The 16,992-nt window shown below is 72.2% G+C and carries 19 protein-coding genes; 12 read left to right on the top strand and 7 right to left on the bottom strand.

Annotation, left to right across the window (positions count from 1 at the left end; genetic code table 11):
* Positions 1-43: 43 nt before the first annotated feature.
* From B9S64_RS21935 to B9S64_RS21920, 4 genes are all read left to right on the top strand, one after another.
* Positions 44-262: a hypothetical protein gene (locus tag B9S64_RS21935; RefSeq protein WP_103489238.1), complete on the top strand. Its 219-nt coding sequence runs from the start codon at positions 44-46 to the stop codon at positions 260-262.
* Positions 263-431: 169 nt separating this feature from the next.
* Complete coding sequence (locus tag B9S64_RS21930) at positions 432-1,073, top strand: TetR/AcrR family transcriptional regulator (RefSeq protein WP_103489237.1); 642 nt, start codon at positions 432-434, stop codon at positions 1,071-1,073.
* Between the two features lie 227 nt (positions 1,074-1,300).
* Entirely contained in the window at positions 1,301-1,528 is a 228-nt protein-coding gene (locus B9S64_RS21925; protein ID WP_028438899.1) for a DUF3107 domain-containing protein, read from the top strand.
* Positions 1,529-1,735: 207 nt separating this feature from the next.
* Complete coding sequence (locus B9S64_RS21920; RefSeq protein WP_103489236.1) at positions 1,736-2,008, top strand: hypothetical protein; 273 nt, start codon at positions 1,736-1,738, stop codon at positions 2,006-2,008.
* A gap of 31 nt (positions 2,009-2,039) precedes the next feature.
* Here the strand turns inward: B9S64_RS21920 and B9S64_RS21915 are convergent, their stop codons facing one another.
* Positions 2,040-2,786 (bottom strand): ferritin-like fold-containing protein, encoded by a 747-nt coding sequence (locus tag B9S64_RS21915; protein WP_103489235.1) that lies wholly within the window; start codon positions 2,784-2,786, stop codon positions 2,040-2,042.
* Between the two features lie 450 nt (positions 2,787-3,236).
* On the opposite strand from B9S64_RS21915, the gene B9S64_RS21910 reads away from it, so the two are divergent.
* Positions 3,237-5,321: a DEAD/DEAH box helicase gene (locus tag B9S64_RS21910; RefSeq protein WP_109492092.1), complete on the top strand. Its 2,085-nt coding sequence runs from the start codon at positions 3,237-3,239 to the stop codon at positions 5,319-5,321.
* Positions 5,322-5,523: 202 nt separating this feature from the next.
* Positions 5,524-6,369 (top strand): alpha/beta fold hydrolase, encoded by an 846-nt coding sequence (locus B9S64_RS21905; protein ID WP_103489702.1) that lies wholly within the window; start codon positions 5,524-5,526, stop codon positions 6,367-6,369.
* Positions 6,370-6,473: 104 nt separating this feature from the next.
* Here B9S64_RS21905 and B9S64_RS21900 read toward each other — a convergent pair whose 3' ends face one another.
* Entirely contained in the window at positions 6,474-7,385 is a 912-nt protein-coding gene (locus tag B9S64_RS21900; RefSeq protein ID WP_103489703.1) for an NYN domain-containing protein, read from the bottom strand.
* 209 nt (positions 7,386-7,594) lie between these two features.
* On the opposite strand from B9S64_RS21900, the gene B9S64_RS34575 reads away from it, so the two are divergent.
* On the top strand, positions 7,595-7,747 hold the full coding sequence (locus B9S64_RS34575; protein WP_093530233.1) for a hypothetical protein: 153 nt from the start codon (positions 7,595-7,597) through the stop codon (positions 7,745-7,747).
* 85 nt (positions 7,748-7,832) lie between these two features.
* Here B9S64_RS34575 and B9S64_RS21895 read toward each other — a convergent pair whose 3' ends face one another.
* The 4 genes from B9S64_RS21895 to B9S64_RS21880 all read right to left on the bottom strand — a co-directional run bounded on the left by B9S64_RS21895 (position 7,833) and on the right by B9S64_RS21880 (position 10,864).
* Positions 7,833-8,438, bottom strand: coding sequence for a MarC family protein (locus tag B9S64_RS21895; RefSeq protein WP_103489704.1), 606 nt, complete (start codon positions 8,436-8,438; stop codon positions 7,833-7,835).
* A gap of 125 nt (positions 8,439-8,563) precedes the next feature.
* Complete coding sequence (locus tag B9S64_RS21890; RefSeq protein WP_103489705.1) at positions 8,564-9,430, bottom strand: PHP domain-containing protein; 867 nt, start codon at positions 9,428-9,430, stop codon at positions 8,564-8,566.
* 129 nt (positions 9,431-9,559) lie between these two features.
* Entirely contained in the window at positions 9,560-10,204 is a 645-nt protein-coding gene (locus B9S64_RS21885; protein WP_103489706.1) for a DUF6758 family protein, read from the bottom strand.
* Positions 10,205-10,279: 75 nt separating this feature from the next.
* Positions 10,280-10,864 (bottom strand): suppressor of fused domain protein, encoded by a 585-nt coding sequence (locus B9S64_RS21880; RefSeq protein WP_037879256.1) that lies wholly within the window; start codon positions 10,862-10,864, stop codon positions 10,280-10,282.
* Between the two features lie 410 nt (positions 10,865-11,274).
* Here B9S64_RS21880 and B9S64_RS21870 point away from each other — a divergent pair, with 410 nt between their 5' ends.
* Positions 11,275-12,387 carry a magnesium and cobalt transport protein CorA gene (locus B9S64_RS21870; RefSeq protein ID WP_103489707.1) on the top strand — a complete coding sequence of 371 codons (1,113 nt, stop codon included), beginning with the start codon at positions 11,275-11,277 and terminating at the stop codon, positions 12,385-12,387.
* A gap of 86 nt (positions 12,388-12,473) precedes the next feature.
* Positions 12,474-12,992: a hypothetical protein gene (locus B9S64_RS21865; RefSeq protein ID WP_103505145.1), complete on the top strand. Its 519-nt coding sequence runs from the start codon at positions 12,474-12,476 to the stop codon at positions 12,990-12,992.
* 42 nt (positions 12,993-13,034) lie between these two features.
* Here B9S64_RS21865 and B9S64_RS21860 read toward each other — a convergent pair whose 3' ends face one another.
* The gene (locus B9S64_RS21860) at positions 13,035-13,787 is read right to left on the bottom strand and encodes a hypothetical protein (RefSeq protein WP_028438911.1); all 753 of its coding nucleotides are present in this window, start codon (positions 13,785-13,787) and stop codon (positions 13,035-13,037) included.
* 171 nt (positions 13,788-13,958) lie between these two features.
* On the opposite strand from B9S64_RS21860, the gene B9S64_RS21855 reads away from it, so the two are divergent.
* Genes B9S64_RS21855 through B9S64_RS21845 form a run of 3 tightly spaced genes read left to right on the top strand, consistent with a single transcriptional unit; the run spans position 13,959 to position 16,957 of the window.
* Positions 13,959-15,230, top strand: a complete 1,272-nt coding sequence (locus B9S64_RS21855) for a magnesium transporter MgtE N-terminal domain-containing protein (protein WP_103488533.1) — start codon at positions 13,959-13,961, stop codon at positions 15,228-15,230.
* Positions 15,220-15,780 (top strand): DUF1003 domain-containing protein, encoded by a 561-nt coding sequence (locus B9S64_RS21850; protein WP_103488534.1) that lies wholly within the window; start codon positions 15,220-15,222, stop codon positions 15,778-15,780. The genes B9S64_RS21855 and B9S64_RS21850 overlap by 11 nt, the downstream gene beginning before the upstream one ends.
* A gap of 43 nt (positions 15,781-15,823) precedes the next feature.
* Positions 15,824-16,957 (top strand): Mrp/NBP35 family ATP-binding protein, encoded by a 1,134-nt coding sequence (locus tag B9S64_RS21845; protein WP_103488535.1) that lies wholly within the window; start codon positions 15,824-15,826, stop codon positions 16,955-16,957.
* Positions 16,958-16,992: the final 35 nt, after the last annotated feature.

Below are 16,992 nucleotides of genomic sequence, written 5' to 3'. Positions count from 1 at the left end.
CGGAGGGTTGCTCCTAGGCTGCAAGGGAAGGAAGGGAGCCCACATGACGGTCGATCCCACCGACCCGGAGACCTTCGAGGACACCCCGGCGGACGACGAGCGGGACCAGGAGGCCCCCGAGGCGGACACCGCCGAGCAGCGCGCCGATGTCCGGCCGGACCGTGACGAACCGGTCACGGACATCGACCGGGACGACGCCGACGAGGCGGATGCCGCGGAGCAGGCGCGTGTGGTTCCGCAGGACGAGGACGATTACCGGTAGTACGTTCCGCTTTGTCTCATCGTCCGACGTGCCCACGGCTACCGCGGCCGTCCGGTCCGTGAAATTCTGCGTCCGCGCCGCGCGCACCCGGGTTACCCAAAAGTACGATGTCCTGGTGGACGCGGCGTGTACGGAACGGCTGCGTTCGATCACACATTTGGGAGGCGGCGTGACAGCCATCGAGCAGACCGAGGCAGCGCGCCCGCGGGGGACCCGGCTGCCCCGCCGCGCCCGACGCAATCAACTGCTGGGAGCGGCGCAGGAGGTCTTCGTCGCACAGGGCTACCACTCCGCCGCGATGGACGACATCGCCGAGCGGGCCGGCGTCAGCAAGCCGGTGCTCTACCAGCACTTTCCCGGCAAGCTGGAGCTCTACCTCGCCCTGCTCGACCAGCACTGCGAGTCACTCCTCCAGGCGGTCCGGACCGCCCTGGCCTCGACGACGGACAACAAGCTGCGCGTGGAGGCGACGATGGACGCCTACTTCGCGTACGTGGAGGACGAGGGCGGCGCCTTCCGCCTGGTCTTCGAGTCCGACCTGACCAACGAGCCGGCCGTGCGCGAGCGGGTGGACCGGGTCTCGCTCCAGTGCGCGGAGGCCATCTCCGACGTGATCGCGGGCGACACCGGGCTCTCCAAGGACGAGTCGATGCTGCTCGCGGTGGGGCTCGGCGGGGTCTCCCAGGTGGTGGCGCGCTACTGGCTGTCCAGCCCGTCCGGCATCCCCCGGGACACCGCGGTGCAACTGCTGACCTCGCTGGCCTGGCGGGGCATCGCGGGCTTCCCGCTGCACGGCGTCGAACAGCACTGACCCTCCGGCGTCCGGTCGGCACCGCCCCTCCGGCGTCGGGACGGCACCGACCCGCCCGGCGTCGGACAGCACCGGTCCCCCGGCGCCCGCGCGGGCCCGGCGCCGGGTGCCGGTGTTCGCTCCCGGCGTTGCCGGTCGACCCGTGGTCCGTCCCTTCACCGGGCTAATGTGTGCTGCGTACGGCGCGGTTCCACCGCGCAGAGACGGACCGTCGGAGGGACATAGCCGTGGAGGTCAAGATCGGGGTACAGCACACGCCCCGGGAGATCGTTCTGGAGAGCGGACTTTCCGCCGAAGAGGTCGAGAGCGCGGTCGGTGAGGCGCTCACCGGCAAGGCGCGGCTGCTCAGCCTCACGGACGAGAAGGGCCGCAAGGTCCTGGTGCCGGCCGACCGGATCGCGTACGTGGAGATCGGCGAGCCCACCACCCGGCGGGTGGGGTTCGGCGCGCTGTAGACCGCGCGCCCGCCGGACCCGCGCCCAGCGGACGGCCAAGGGCCAAGGAGAGAGGCCCGGCGGACTTCCGCCGGGCCTCTCCTCCGTCCCGTCCGGGCCGCCCCTCGGTGGGGTGCGAGCGTCCCCCGCGAGGGTTGCAACGCGCAGGTCACGGGTAGAAGCGCCTTGACCGAACCGCCCGCAGCGTCGTCAGGTGAGGTGACCTCAGTGCTCTGGGAATCCATCAGCTCCGTCGTGATCGGCCTCGCCCTGTCCTGGGCCGCGCTCCGGGTCCTGCCCGGCCGTCTTCCGGCGGGCAGGACGGTGTTCGTCACCGGTGCGCTGGGTTCCCTGTTCGGCGCGTACCTCACCGACTCCACGCTGGGTTCGGGCCACCCCCTGGCGACACCGACCGGTGCCGTGCTCGTCGGGGCGGTGACCCTGTCCCTGCTGATCCGCCCGCGCGGCCGGGGGCCGGTGCCCTCGGCGGCGGCCCGGTAGCCACCGGCCCGGTGGCGGGCCTTCGGACCGGTCAGGCCGCGAGGCCCAGCGCGGCCATCCGCTTGGTGTGCGCCTCGGTGATCCGGGAGAACATCCGGCCGACCTCCGCGAGGTCGAAACCGTCCGCCACGCCGCCCACCAGCATCATCGACAGGGCGTCGCGGTCGGCGACGACCCGCTGGGCCTGGGAGAGGGCCTCCCCCATCAGCCGCCGGGCCCACAGGGCGAGCCTGCCGCCGACCCGGGGGTCCGCCTCGATGGCACCGCGCACCTTCTCGACCGCGAAGTTCCCGTGGCCCGTGTCGTCGAGCACCCCGAGGACGAGCGAGCGGGTGTCCGCGTCGAGCCGGGCCGCGATCTCGCGGTAGAAGTCACTGGCGATGGAATCCCCGACATAGGCCTTGACCAGGCCCTCCAGCCAGTCCGACGGCGCCGTCAGGTGGTGGAAGTCGTCCAGCGCCTTGGCGAAGGGCTCCATGGCCGCGGTCGGGTCCTGGTCGATCGCGGTCAGCCGGTCGGTCAGCCGCTCGAAGTGCTGGAATTCGGCGGACGCCATCCGTGCCAGGGCGGCCTTGTCGCCGAGTGTCGGGGCGAGTTTCGCGTCCTCCGCGAGTCGTTCGAAGGCCGCCAGCTCCCCGTAGGCGAGCGCGCCGAGCAGGTCCACCACCGCGGCGCGGTACTGGGGGTCGGCGGAGGCGGTGGCCCAGTCCTGGGCGGCGATCCCGGTGGGCGCGGGTGCTCCGTCGGTTGCTTCCGTGGCGTTGTCAGGCGTCTCCATGGAGCGCAGAATAGCCCGCTCGTGTGAGGGCGGAAGGCCTCGGCCGGACGGAGACATCACATCATTCCCACGAATTCGCCCAACACACATGCGCGAATCCGGGGTACAGTGGTATTGCGCTTACTGAGCATTTTCTTGTGCCAAGAGCGCGACCTTGAATGAGGATGCCCGGTCGGTGGCCCGATCGGCTCCGACCCGACAGCCCTCCACGCGAGGCGTACACCACGTACGACCGCAGATGAGGGGCCCCCTCAGCGGCACGAGCGCTCGAGCGACGGCAGTGGTCCCGCGCCACCCGGCCCATCCACGGCCGGATGACCAACCAAGGCACGGTTGGACCCCCAGCGTTCGCCTCGGGCCGCGTCTCACAGAAGAGGCAGCACCCTGACTACGTTCCGTGACCTCGGGATCCTTACCGAGACGGCCGAAGCCCTTGAGGCGGTCGGCATCATGTCCCCCTTCCCCATCCAGGAGATGACGCTCCCCGTAGCCCTGTCCGGCTCCGACGTCATCGGCCAGGCCAAGACCGGCACCGGCAAGACGCTGGGCTTCGGCCTCCCGCTCCTGGAGCGGGTGACCGTCCCCGCCGACGTCGAGGCGGGCCGGGCCACCCCCAACGAGCTGACGGACGCGCCGCAGGCGCTGATCGTCGTCCCCACCCGCGAGCTCTGCCAGCAGGTCACCAACGACCTGCTCACCGCCGGCAAGGTCCGTAACGTCCGTGTGCTCGCCATCTACGGCGGCCGGGCGTACGAGCCCCAGGTCGAGGCCCTCAAGAAGGGCGTCGACGTGGTCGTCGGCACCCCGGGCCGGCTGCTGGACCTGGCGGGCCAGCGCAAGCTCGACCTCTCGCACGTCCGCGTCCTGGTCCTCGACGAGGCCGACGAGATGCTCGACCTGGGCTTCCTGCCCGACGTCGAGCGCATCATCACCATGCTTCCGGCGAAGCGCCAGACCATGCTGTTCTCGGCGACCATGCCGGGTGCCGTCATCTCGCTCGCGCGCCGCTACATGTCGCAGCCGACGCACATCAACGCCACGTCGCCCGACGACGAGGGCTCGACCGTCAAGAACACGACGCAGTACGTCTACCGCGCGCACTCGATGGACAAGCCCGAGATGGTCTCGCGCATCCTCCAGGCCGAGGGCCGCGGGCTCGCGATGATCTTCTGCCGGACGAAGCGGACGGCGGCCGACATCGCCGAGCAGCTCGAACGGCGCGGCTTCGCGTCCGGCGCGGTCCACGGCGACCTCGGCCAGGGCGCCCGCGAGCAGGCGCTGCGCGCCTTCCGCAACGGCAAGGTGGACGTCCTCGTCTGCACCGACGTCGCCGCCCGCGGCATCGACGTCGAGGGTGTGACGCACGTCATCAACTACCAGTCGCCCGAGGAGGAGAAGACCTACCTCCACCGCATCGGCCGCACCGGCCGCGCGGGCGCCAAGGGCACCGCGATCACGCTGGTCGACTGGGACGACATCCCGCGCTGGCAGCTGATCAACAAGGCGCTCGGCCTGAACTTCCCGGACCCCGCCGAGACGTACTCCACCTCTCCGCACCTGTACGAGGAGCTCGGTATCCCGGCGGGCACCAAGGGTGTGCTGCCGCGTGCCGAGCGGACCCGTGCGGGACTGCGGGCGGAGGAGATCGAGGACCTCGGCGAGACGGGCGGCCGTGGCCGCAAGTCCTCCGCCACGGCCCCGGCCCCCCGCGAGGAGCGCGCGCCGCGCACCCCGCGTCAGCGTCGTCGTACGCGGGGCGGTGCCGCGACGGCCGAGGGTGCCGTGACCGAGAGCGCCGTGACCACGGACACCGCGACGGTACCGGCGCCGTCCGTGGACGCGGACGGTGACGACTCGGCGCAGCCGCGTACCCCGCGCCGCCGTCGGCGTACCCGGGCCTCCGTGGCCGAGGCGGGCGTGGCGGTGGTCGAGGCCCCCGCCGCAGAGGCTCCGGCCGCCGTCGTGACGGAGACCCGGCCCGAGCAGGCCGAGGACAAGCCGCGTCGCCGCCGTACCCGCGCGGCCGCCCCTGAGGCCGAGGCCGTCGGGGAGGCTCCGGTGGCGGAGACGAAGCCGCGTCGGCGTACCCGCGCCGCCGCGCAGCCCGCCGTCGAGGCCGTGGCCGCGGCGCCGGTCGCCGAACCGGTCGTGGACTTCCAGACCGTGGCGGTCGCCGCGTCCGTGGCGGAGCCCGTGGCCACCCGGCCGCGCCGCCGCCCGCGTGTGGTCAAGCCCGTGGTCGACGAGGTCGACTTCCAGATCGCCCCGGTCTCCGAGCCGGTGTCCGAGACGCGTCCGCGTCGTCGGCCCCGGACCGCCACCAAGCCGAAGACCGAGGCCGTGGCATCGGTGCCGGCGGCGTCCGAGGACGCGGCGGCCCCGGCCAAGCCGCGTCGTCGCCGGGCGACCGGCGCCGCGAAGGCGGAGGCCGCGACGGCGCCCGAGACGGCCGCCGTCGAGGACGCTGCCGCCACGGAGCCGCGCCGCCGCCGCGCCCGCGCGACGACGGCGGCCGCCGGGACGGCCGAGAGCTGATCCCACCGCAGCCCGCCCAGGGCCCCGGACCCGCGCACCATGGGTCCGGGGCCCTGTGTCTGGCGGGCGCGAGGGTCGTACGGCCCGGTCCACCCGCGCGGACCGGACCCGGCCCGTACGCCCGTCCAGGCAGGCCGTCCCACACGGCGTCCTCCCGCCCTCCCCCTCGGCGCCTGCGGGTGCCCGGCGATAGCCTCGTCCCATGAGTCGGCCGCCCACCTTCGTCCCGCCCCCTTGCGCCCGCGCCCGCGTCCTGGCCACCGGGCGCGGTGACTTCGCCGTGCTGGACGCGGTGCCGCGTACCCCGGCACGCGCCACGGCCCTGCTGCTCCCCGGATACACGGGAAGCAAGGAGGACTTCGTCGCGCTGCTCGAACCGCTGACCGACGCCGGTTTCCGGGTGGTCTCGGTCGACGGCCGCGGGCAGTACGAGACCGAGGGGCCGGACGATCAAAGCGCTTACGCCCAGGGCGAGTTGGCCCGTGATGTGCTGGCGCAGGCCGACGCGCTCGGTGAGGAGCGCCCGGTCCATCTGCTGGGGCACTCCCTCGGGGGCCAGATCGCGCGGGCGGCGGTCCTGCTCGACGCGGCCCCGTTCCGCTCGCTGACCCTGATGTCGTCCGGCCCCGCCGAGATCGTCCCCGCCCAGCGGAAGAAGGCGCGGATGCTCAGCGAAGCGCTGGCCGGCCTCACCATGGACGAGGTCTGGAGGGCGATGCGCGAGCTGGATCCGCCCGAGGACGCCGACACGGACGACGGCGAGGACCTGCGTCGCCGCTGGCTGCGCCACAACCCGGCGCAGCTGATCGCCACCGGGGCCCAGCTCTCGGCCGAGCCGGACCGCGTGGACGAACTCGCCGCGCTGGGGCTGCCGGTCCATGTGGTGTCCGGGGAGAGCGACGACGTCTGGCCGGTGCCGTCGCTGGACGCGATGGCACGGCGGCTGGGAGCGCGGCGCACCGTGATCGAGGGCGCGGAGCACTCCCCGAACACGGCCCGGCCCGGCCCGACCGCCGCCGCGCTCGCCGCGTTCTGGAACACCGTCTGAGCCGCCGCCCGGCCCACGACCGGCAGCCACGCCCCCGACCGTCCGTGCCACCGCCCGGCCCGCGACCGGAACCGGGCCCCGCTACCGGGAAACCGGGCCGGGCGTCAGTACTGCGCCTGGAGGTGCTGCCAGAAGCCGTCGCGCAGGGCCCGTCGCAGCGGGGCGTGGCCCCTCAGCGAGTGCTGGAGCAGCCGTTCGGCCTCGACCAGCAGGTCCTGGTCGACGGAGCCGGGGAGGTAGGGGTGCCCCGGCAGCAGGTCGGCCAGGGCCTCCCTGCCGCGCGTGGAGAGCCAGCCCGCGGCGATCTGCGCGCCGACGAAGCGCACGTCCTCGCGCCCGGGGGCGGGACCGTCGTCCTCGTACATCGTGACGGGGCGCCGGGTGACGTACGGGCGGCAGAAGTCGAGGTCGAAGGTGCGCTGGCTGTCGACCTCCCAGAGCAGCGGCTCGGCCTGGTTGCGCCCTTCGCCCGCCTCGATGCCCCAGAGGTGGACGCGGGCGCCGTAGCCCTGCGCGGCCTCGACCGCGGACACCAGGTCCTCGTCCCCGCCCACCAGGGCCGCGTCGCTGATCGCCCGGTGCCGGGCGAGCGATTCGAGGTCGGAGCGGATGAGTGAGTCGACGCCCTTCTGCTGGTTGTTCGCGTTGAGGTTGCCCAGTCTGACCTTGACGTCGGGGAGTTCGGCGATGGTCTGCTGCTCGACGGTGTGGATGCGGCGCCGCGCCCCGTCGTACCAGTAGACGCGCAGCAGTCTGCTGTCCGCGAAGATGGTGCGGGCCTTGTCGATGAAGGCCTCGATCAGCCCTTCCGCGTCGAGGTCGAAGGACCGGCGGTCCTCGGTGCCGGTGACGAGCAGGCCGGCGGCCGCGTAGACGTATCCCGCGTCCACGAAGATCGCGTGGGTGGAGGGTGTCTTGGACACCTCGGCGAGTACGCGCTGAAGCAGTTCGTTGGTGCGCTCCACCTGCTCGCGGATGCCGGGTCCCGGGTCCGGCTGCGGGCTCTGTGGGTTCACGCGGACCTCATCGGCTGCACATGGTTCCTTACTGACGGGTGCTCAGGCATCCAAAAAAAATCCTTAGCCTAGGGAATGATTGCAGTCAGCAAGTCGTTGTCACCTCTGTGGGGCGCGCGTCGCGAGACGGCTTGCGCCCCCATCCTCGCGGACGGCCCACCGTCCATCCAGCAGTTCTCCAGCAGGAGGATCAGACGAAGGGAAGCCCTATGCGCTTCGAGATCACGCGACTCGACGACGTCGACGGTACCGCCGTGGACAGCACCGTCGTGGACGCCGCCTCCGTCAACCGGATCGTGCAGCAGGCCGCTTCGATCGGCCAGCGCATCCTGATCCGGCCGGCAGACACGCCGGCTTCGTAACGCCGTGTGCCGCCCCGTGCGGCCCAGCCCGACGACGCGCCCCCGGTACGGACCACTCCGTACGGGGGCGTAGTGGTGTCCGGGGTCAGGCGTTCTGGACGACCTGGGTGACGCCGTTGATGATCTGCTGGACGGCGATGGCGGAGAGCATCATGCCGGCCAGCCGGGTCACCAGGACGACCCCGCCGTCCTTGATCACCCGGATGATCAGCAGCGAGTACCGCATGGTCAGCCAGAGGACGACGTGCATGGCGACGATGGCCGACCACACCGACACCTGGCCGCCGACACCGTCCGCGTGCTGCACGGCGAGGATCACCGAGACGATCGCACCGGGCCCGGCGAGCAGCGGCATGCCCAGCGGTACGAGGGCCACGTTGACGTCCTTGGTCTGCGTCGGCTCGTCCGTCTTGCCGGTGAGGAGGTCCAGCGCGATCAGCAGCAGGAGCAGTCCGCCCGCGATCATCAGCGCGGGCACGGAGACGTGCAGGTAGTCGAGGATCTGCTGGCCGAGCACACCGAACACGGCGATCACGCCGAAGGCGACGGCGACCGCCTGGAGCGCCATCCTGCGCTGTGTCTTGGCGGGGCGCCCCGCGGTCAGGGCCAGGAAGATCGGGGTGATTCCGGGCGGATCCATAATCACAAAAAGGGTGAGAAAAAGGGATCCGAAGACAGCGACGTCGAACACAGTGAGCCTTGCCAGGGGAGGAGAGCGGAGCGGGTGGGAACCGGGGCGCACGGGTGTCCGGCCACGGACGGGGCCGGACACGCGACGCTACGGGAGAGGGGGACGGACCAGGGGACGGGAGCGCGTTACGCCTGGCGGGCTCCACCGGCGCCCGGCACCGGGAAGGCTCCCGTGGCGCGCCGGGTGATCTCGCCGTAGATCTCCGGGTCGGTGGTGTACTCACCGATCCGGACGGTCTTGCGGGTGCCGTGGTAGTCGCTGGAGCCGGTGGGCAGCAGGTCCAGTTCGGCGGCGAGCGCGCGCAGCCGGGCCCGGGTGGGGGCGTCGTGGTCCATGTGGTCGACCTCGATGCCGTCCAGCCCGGCGGCCGCCAGGTCCGCGATCACGGACTCGGGCACCACGGCGCCGCGCTTGACGGCGAGCGGGTGGGCGAAGACGGTGACGCCACCCGCCGCCTTGACCAGGCGGACCGCTTCGAACGGGTCGAGTTCGTACTTGTCGGCGTAGGCCCGGCCGCCGTTGCCCAGCCAGTCGGGCGTGAAGGCGTCGGAGACCGAGTCGACGACGCCCAGCTCGACGAGGGCGGTGGCGACGTGCGGCCGGCCGACCGACCCGTCCCCGGCGATCCGGGCGACCTGCTCCCAGGTGACGGGGACGCCGAGCTCCTGGAGCTTGCGCACCATCGTCCTGGCGCGTGGCACCCGGTCGTCCCGCACCTGTTCGCGTGCGCGGGCCAGCTCGGGTTCGGCGGGGTCGAAGAGGTAGGCCAGCATGTGCAGGCCGACGCCGCCGACGCGGCAGGAGAGCTCGGCGCCCCGTACGAGGGTGAGCCCCTCGGGGAGGGCCGCGACCGCTTCCGCGTGCCCGCCCACCGTGTCGTGGTCGGTGAGCGCGACGACATCCAGACCCGCGGCGGCGGCGTGCGCCACCAGCTCGGCGGGGGTGTCCGTGCCGTCCGACGCGGTGGAGTGGGTGTGCAGATCGATGCGCACGACGCTCACTCCGGTGCTGGTGGACGGACAGGGGACGCTCAAAGGATAACCGGCCTGCGTCGCCGTCCGGCCCGTCACCGGGGCCTGACGCGTCACACCGGGGAGGTCCGGCGCACGGACGCGCCCCGGTCAGGGCCGGGTGAGCAGCCGGGGAGTGAGCGCACCGCAGGGGACGAGGTCCACCTCGGCGCCCACGTCCCGCAGATCGGTCAGCACCAGCTCGTCGTACATCAGGAATCCGGACTGTTCGGGCCAGACGATCGCCCAGAGCCAGAGGCCGGACGCCTCCCCGGCGAAGACCGCGCGGTCGGGCGGGGCGTTCTTGACGTGCCAGAGCGGGGTGGGGTGCCCGGCGGCGAGCACCTTGGCGTCCGGGGGGCCGTCGGCGGACAGTCCTGGGCCAGGGTCCAGGCCGTCGAGGCCCGCGTACCGGGCGCCGAGTCCGATGCCGAGCTCCTCGGCCACCAGCACCAGTTCGCCCATGCCGCCGAGCGGTCCGGGCCCCGAGCAGGCGACGGCGGTGGCGCGGCCGCCGCTGCGGTCGTCGCCCGCGTAGGCGGCGCCCGTGAGCAGCCAGCCCACCGGGAGCGGCCAGGGCATCCACACCGGCACCTCGGACCGGTCCACCACGACGCCGAGCGATTCCACGCCGGGTGGTATCAGCGGCTGCATCGGGTGAATCCGGCCGTGCTCGGCACACTGCCAGAAGTCGGCGAAGAGGCCGGGCGGCCTGACCCGGCCTCCGCACCTCGGACAACTGGGTTCGCCCCTCATACCGCCACGGTCCTCTCCGCCCGCCGCCGCGTCAAGGACGATCACCCCCGCCGGTGCGGCGGCCGGTCCACGCGCTCAGTCCAGTGCCACGGAGCCGCGCGACGGGTCGCGCAGGTCGGTCCCCCGTGCGAGCCAGCGTTCCTGGAGTTCCTCCGCGCCCCGGACCCGCTTCCACGCGGCCTCGTTGCGGGTCATCGGCAGCAGCGGCAGGAACCGCACCGGGTCCATCGGGGCGTCCAGCTCCAGGTCCTCCACGAGGCCGCCCGGCTCGGCGACCAGCACCGAGCTGAACGGGGCGCCGGGCCACAACTCCTGGCCGAGGTCCAGCGACGCCCCGGGGGCGACGACCAGCCCCTCGACCTGCGGGGAGGCGGCCAGTACCGCGAGGGGCCTGAGCACCTGGTCGGTGTCGGCGCGTCCCGCCCGTACGGAGAGGATCAGTTCGGCCCGCGGGCCCTTCACGGGGTCGGCGAGCGGAGAGGTGGGGTCGGCCATCGGCTGCCCCGACATACCGAGGGTCGCGTACCGCACCACATCACCCTCTATGAAGCGGAGCACCTCGATCCGGTCCGTTCCGACGAACGTCACGTCGGCCCGCGCGTCCGGTTCGCCCAGAGCGGTACGGAGCCTGGCCTCGACCAGATCAAGAATTTCTCCCATACGGCGAGCATAGAACGCGTCCGCGGCGGGCAAAGGAACAGATTGGCCCCGAGACGGCTGCTAGCCTGAACCGTCGGCCGGGACAGTACGCGGAACGCGTCTCCCGGTGCCGACGACACGTGATCCCTCACGGGGGACCGGCCGGAGGAGGTGGGGCTGCGGTGGATCCAAGCCGACCGTGCAGTACCAACCGCTCTTCCGCACGACACCTCCCTTCCGCGGTCTGACGTTCTCGCCGGACCGGCGCGCGGCGGTCCGCGCCCCGGAGCGCCCCCGTTCCCCAGCCTGTCTGTAGCGAACGCCGTCATCGCGCCGCGCGCGGTGCCGCCCGCTTTGCGGACGTGAGATCACGTCCCCGTTCCGGGCAGTTCCACGCCCCGCCGACGGCCCTCCGTAACGAGGAGCCAGCCATGTCGATGATCCGTGACCTGCGCGCAGCCGTGCGCCCGTCCCGTAAGAGCAGCACCGCCCCGCACAGTGCCTACGACACCACCCGTGACCCGTCCGCCTCCAGTGCGGTGGTGGACTGCGCGGTCTACCGCGACGGCCGCCGGGTGACCCAGGCCTCGTGTCTGACCCCGCACGAGGCGATGCTGCGCGTGCGCGAGGAGGGCGGCTTCGCGTGGATCGGCCTGCATGAGCCGACCGAGGCCGAATTCGCCGGTATCGCAAGGGAGTTCGGGCTCCACCCGCTCGCCGTGGAGGACGCGGTCCACGCCCACCAGCGGCCCAAGCTGGAGCGCTACGACGACACCCTGTTCACCGTCTTCAAGACCATCCACTACGTCGAGCACGCCGAACTGACCGCCACCAGCGAGGTCGTGGAGACCGGTGAGGTGATGTGCTTCACCGGTCCGGACTTCGTCATCACCGTCCGGCACGGCGGCCAGGGCTCGCTGCGTGCCCTGCGCCACCGGCTCCAGGACGACCCGGAGCTGCTCGCCAAAGGGCCGTCGGCGGTTCTGCACGCCATCGCGGACCATGTCGTGGACGGCTACATCGCGGTGGCCGCGTCCGTCCAGGACGACATCGACGAGGTGGAGATCGACGTGTTCTCCACCCCGGCGAAAGGCGGCCGCCGCGGATCGGACGCCGGCCGGATCTACCAGCTGAAGCGCGAGGTGCTCCAGTTCAAGCGCGCCGTGTCGCCGCTGCTGCGCCCGATGCAGCTGCTCAGCGAGCGGCCGATGCGGCTGATCGACCCGGACATCCAGAAGTACTTCCGCGACGTGGCCGACCACCTGGCCCGGGTGCACGAGGAGGTCATCGGCTTCGACGAGCTGCTGAACTCGATCCTCCAGGCCAATCTGGCCCAGGCCACGGTCACGCAGAACGAGGACATGCGCAAGATCACCTCATGGGCGGCCATCGTGGCCGTGCCGACGATGATCTGCGGTGTCTACGGCATGAACTTCGACATGCCCGAACTCCGCTGGTCCTACGGCTATCCGATGGTCCTGGGGCTCATCGTCACCGTCTGCTTCTCGATCCACCGCATCCTCAAGCGCAACGGCTGGCTCTAGGGCGAGTTCCGAACGCGGCGCTGTCCGCCCGGAGGGCGTCGCGGGCCAGGCGGGACTTTCGAAACCCGCCCTAATAGAGTGCGGACATGACTGCCGCTGACGTGTTGCTGGACCGGGCCCTGGTCGAGGAGGCCACCAAGAAGTCCGGCCTGATCTGGGTGCGCGGCTCGGGCCGCGCCCAGGCGCTCTGGCACGTGTGGCACGACGGCGCGGCGGTGCTCGTCGGTGACGGCCCCGGGGAGCAGCCGCTGCCCGCGGGACTGGAGCCGGGCGGGACCGCCGAGGTGACGGTGCGCAGCAAGGACAAGGGCGGCCGGATCGTGGCCTGGACGGCCGCCGTCGCCGTCCTCGCCCCACACTCCGAGGAGTGGGAGGCGGCGGTCGCTGAGCTCAAGGGCAAACGGCTGAACGCGCCGGACGCCGACCGGCTGACCGAACGCTGGGCGCGCGCGTGCCGGGTGGTGCGGCTGACGCCGGGCGCGGCCCGCACGGACCTGCCGCGGGGCTCGCTGGCCGCGGTGCCTCCGCCCACCACGGCGACCACCCGGCATCCCGTACCCGCCGCGCTCCCCCGGCTGCTGCTGAAGCGCCGCCGCACGGGCTGAGGCGCCGCCGCACGGGCTGCCGGGGGCCGGCGCCGGGCGGGGTCAGCCGGAGGACTTGGGCAGGTCGCCGCCGTAGTCGACGGTGTCGCCCTCGGCCGGTGCCTCCAGCGCGAAGTCCTCGCCCCAGTCGGCCAGGGTGACGGACCCCCCGCCGCCGCCCCGGGCCACCCTCAGCGGGTACGGCGTGCCCTCCAGGGAGACGTCGAGCGTGCCGCCCTCACCCTTTCCCCCCATGATCTGCACCGTGCGGACCTCCCCGACCGTGTCGCGATCGCCCTTGTTGACCTTTCCGTGCAGCGTGAGCATGCCGTCCAGGAGGGTCTTCTTCTCGGTGAAGCCGCGCAGTTGCCGGTAGGTCGGATCGTCCTCGGGCACCTTCACGTACTTGTTCTGGAGCTTGTCGGCGGCCTGGGAGCTGTCGTCGTCGCCCTTCTCGTCGGTCCAGAAGCCCGCGTCGGCCTTGAGGAACAGCTCGTCCCCGACCCGCAGCAGCGCGAAGGTGTTCTTCTTCGAGGTCACCGATCCGGTGCCGCCGTCGGCGCTCAGCCGCATGTCCAGGGTGTACGTGCCGCCCTTGCTGACCAGCTTGCCGGTCAGGCGCACGGCGTCGGCGGCGTCGGCGGCGGCCCGGGTCTTCTTCTCGATCTGTTCCGCCGTCAGTTTGCCGACGCCGTTGGTTCCCTCGTCCGGGTCCTCCCCCGCGCAGGCCGTCAGCGCGGCGGTCAGCCCGGCGCAGAGCACCAGGGCGGCGGCCGTCCGGCGGCGGGCCCGGACGGCCGGGGCGGAAGAGGTCACGGCGCACTGCCTCTCGTCGGTGTGTCGGGGTGGCAGACGGCAGCGTACCCGTGCCCGGTACGCCTTTCGGCCCAGTGCCGGACGGACGGTCCGCCACGGGCGGCGGGGGCGGGTACGGGCTAGCCTGAATCACGGCAAGGCGGACGCGGGGGGCGGAGGGAGACGCACAGGATGGCGGCAGGCACCCCCCGGGTGTTCGTCTCGCACCTCTCCGGCGTACCGGTGTTCGACCCGAACGGTGACCAGGTCGGCCGGATGCGCGACCTGGTGGCGATGCTCCGGGTCGGCGGCAAGCCCCCGCGGCTCCTCGGCATGGTCGTCGAGGTGGTGAGCCGGCGCCGGATCTTCCTGCCGATGACCCGGGTGACGGGCGTCGAGTCCGGCCAGGTCATCACCACCGGCGTGGTCAACATGCGGCGCTTCGAACAGCGCCCGACCGAGCGACTGGTCCTGGGCGAGTTCCTTGACCGGCGGGTGCGCCTGGTGGAGACGGACGAGGAGGTCACCGTCCTCGACGTGGCCATCCAGCAGCTCCCGGCCCGCCGCGACTGGGAGATCGACAAGTTCTTCGTACGCAAGGGACGTGGCGGCGCACTGCGCCGCAAGGGCGAGACGCTGACCGTGGAGTGGTCGGCCATCAGCGGGTTCTCGCTGGAGCAGCACGGCGGCGCGGAGAGCCTGGTGGCCACCTTCGACCGGCTGCGCCCCACCGACGTCGCCAACGCGATGCACCATCTGACGCCGAAGCGCCGGGCCGAGGTGGCCGCCGCCCTGGACGACGACCGGCTCGCGGACATCCTGGAGGAACTGCCCGGGGACGACCAGGTGGAGATCATCGGCAAGCTGAAGGAGGACCGCGCGGCCGACGTCCTGGAGGCGATGGACCCGGACGACGCGGCCGACCTGCTCTCCTGGCTGCCGGAGGCCGACAAGGAGCGCCTGCTGACCCTGATGCGGCCGGACGACGCGGCCGACGTGCGGCGTCTGCTCTCCTACGAGGAGCGGACCGCGGGGGGGCTGATGACGACGGAGCCGATCATCCTGCGCCCGGACGCGACGGTCGCCGACGCGCTGGCCCGGGTCCGGCAGCAGGACCTCTCCCCCGCGCTGGCCGCCCAGGTGTACGTCTGCCGGTCGCCGGACGAGACACCGACCGGCAGGTACCTGGGCACCGCGCACTTCCAGCGGCTGCTGCGCGACCCGCCGTTCACCCTGGTCAGCTCGCTGGTCGACAGCAATCTGGTACCGCTCGCCCCGGACACCCCGCTGCCCGCGGTGACCAGCTACCTCGCCGCGTACAACCTCGTCTCGGCGCCCGTGGTGGACGAGAGCGGGTCGCTGCTCGGCGCGGTCACCGTCGACGACGTGCTGGACCACCTGCTCCCCGAGGACTGGCGGGAGACCGACTTCGACAGCGGGGAGGAGGTCTCCGGTGGTCGCTGAGGACCGCGCGAAGAACGGCCCGTCGGGCGCCTCGGGCCTCGCGCGTCCGCCACGGCCACGGCTCGACCAGCCGAAGGCACCCCGGCGCCGGCTGCTGCCGGACTACGACCCGGAGGCGTTCGGCCGGTTCTCCGAGCGCATCGCCCGCTTCCTGGGGACGGGGCGGTTCATCGTCTGGATGACGCTGATCATCATCCTGTGGGTGACGTGGAACGTCGTCGCGCCCCTGGCGCTCCGGTTCGACCAGTACCCCTTCATCTTCCTGACCCTGGCGCTGTCCCTCCAGGCCTCGTACGCGGCCCCGCTGATCCTGCTCGCGCAGAACCGCCAGGACGACCGCGACCGGGTCACCCACGAGCAGGACCGCAAGCAGGACGAGCGTTCGATCGCGGACACCGAGTACCTCACCCGGGAGATCGCGGCGCTCCGGATGGGCCTCGGCGAGGTCGCCACCCGGGACTGGATCCGGTCGGAGCTGGAAGCCATGGTCAGGGACATGGAACAGCGCCGGATGCTGCTTCCCGCGGAGAGTGACGAAGCCGACCGCTGAAGGGCTACCCGCGCGTAGGCACCGGCGCCGTACCATCGTCCGTATGGCTACGGAAGACGCGGTGCGTGAAGCGCTGGCGACAGTGAACGACCCGGAGATCCACCGACCGATCACCGAGCTGGGCATGGTGAAATCCGTCGACATCGATCCTGACGGTGTGGTCGCTGTCACCGTGTACCTCACGGTCTCCGGCTGCCCGATGCGGGAGACGATCACCAGGAACGTGACCGACGCGGTGGCCCGCGTCGAAGGCGTGTCGCGGGTCGAGGTCACGCTCGACGTGATGAGCGACGAGCAGCGCAAGGAGCTGGCCTCCTCGCTGCGCGGTGGCACCGCGGAGCGTGAGGTCCCGTTCGCCAGGCCCGGATCGCTGACCCGGGTCTACGCGGTCGCGTCCGGCAAGGGCGGCGTCGGCAAGTCGTCGGTGACGGTGAACCTCGCGGCGGCGCTGGCGGACGACGGACTCAAGGTCGGCGTGGTGGACGCGGACATCTACGGGCACAGCGTGCCCCGGATGCTCGGCGCGGACGGCAAGCCCACCCAGGTCGAGAACATGATCATGCCGCCCTCCGCGCACGGCGTGAAGGTCATCTCCATCGGCATGTTCACCCCGGGCAACACCCCGGTGGTGTGGCGCGGCCCGATGCTGCACCGGGCGCTCCAGCAGTTCCTCGCCGATGTGTACTGGGGCGACCTGGACGTCCTGCTGCTCGACCTGCCGCCGGGCACGGGTGACATCGCGATCTCCGTGGCCCAGCTCGTGCCGAACGCGGAGATCCTGGTCGTCACCACCCCGCAGCAGGCGGCGGCCGAGGTCGCGGAGCGCGCCGGGTCCATCGCCGTGCAGACCCACCAGAAGATCGTCGGTGTGGTCGAGAACATGTCGGGCATGCCGTGCCCGCACTGCGACGAGATGGTCGACGTGTTCGGCTCCGGCGGCGGTCAGCGGGTCGCCGACGGGCTGACCAAGACGGTCGGCGCCGAGGTGCCGGTGCTGGGCGCGATCCCGATCGACCTGCGGCTGCGGGAGGGCGGCGACGAGGGCAAGCCCGTCGTCCTGTCCGACCCGGACTCCCCGGCCGGCGCGGCGCTGCGGTCGATCGCCCAGAAGCTGGGCGGCCGTCAGCGCGGGCTGTCCGGCATGTCGTTGGGGCTGACCCCGCGCAACAAGTTCTGAGCCGCGCACGGGGCGGCCTCGGGGCGGTCCTCGGG

Origin of the sequence: Streptomyces sp. SM18, assembly GCF_002910775.2 — a bacterium.
GTDB lineage: Bacteria > Actinomycetota > Actinomycetes > Streptomycetales > Streptomycetaceae > Streptomyces > Streptomyces halstedii.
Note: the sequence above shows the minus strand (reverse complement) of the source record. Positions and strands in the feature narration are given on the sequence as shown.

Excerpts from the sequence above, each read along its gene's own strand:
- B9S64_RS21935 (WP_103489238.1), top strand. The coding sequence starts at position 44 with ATGACGGTCGATCCCACCGACCCGGAGACCTTCGAGGACACCCCGGCG.
- B9S64_RS21915 (WP_103489235.1), bottom strand. The coding sequence starts at position 2,786 with ATGGAGACGCCTGACAACGCCACGGAAGCAACCGACGGAGCACCCGCG.
- B9S64_RS21910 (WP_109492092.1), top strand. The coding sequence starts at position 3,237 with ATGTCCCCCTTCCCCATCCAGGAGATGACGCTCCCCGTAGCCCTGTCC.
- B9S64_RS21905 (WP_103489702.1), top strand. The coding sequence starts at position 5,524 with ATGAGTCGGCCGCCCACCTTCGTCCCGCCCCCTTGCGCCCGCGCCCGC.
- B9S64_RS34575 (WP_093530233.1), top strand. The coding sequence starts at position 7,595 with ATGCGCTTCGAGATCACGCGACTCGACGACGTCGACGGTACCGCCGTG.
- B9S64_RS21885 (WP_103489706.1), bottom strand. The coding sequence starts at position 10,204 with ATGAGGGGCGAACCCAGTTGTCCGAGGTGCGGAGGCCGGGTCAGGCCG.
- B9S64_RS21880 (WP_037879256.1), bottom strand. The coding sequence starts at position 10,864 with ATGGGAGAAATTCTTGATCTGGTCGAGGCCAGGCTCCGTACCGCTCTG.
- B9S64_RS21870 (WP_103489707.1), top strand. The coding sequence starts at position 11,275 with ATGTCGATGATCCGTGACCTGCGCGCAGCCGTGCGCCCGTCCCGTAAG.
- B9S64_RS21865 (WP_103505145.1), top strand. The coding sequence starts at position 12,474 with ATGACTGCCGCTGACGTGTTGCTGGACCGGGCCCTGGTCGAGGAGGCC.
- B9S64_RS21855 (WP_103488533.1), top strand. The coding sequence starts at position 13,959 with ATGGCGGCAGGCACCCCCCGGGTGTTCGTCTCGCACCTCTCCGGCGTA.
- B9S64_RS21845 (WP_103488535.1), top strand. The coding sequence starts at position 15,824 with ATGGCTACGGAAGACGCGGTGCGTGAAGCGCTGGCGACAGTGAACGAC.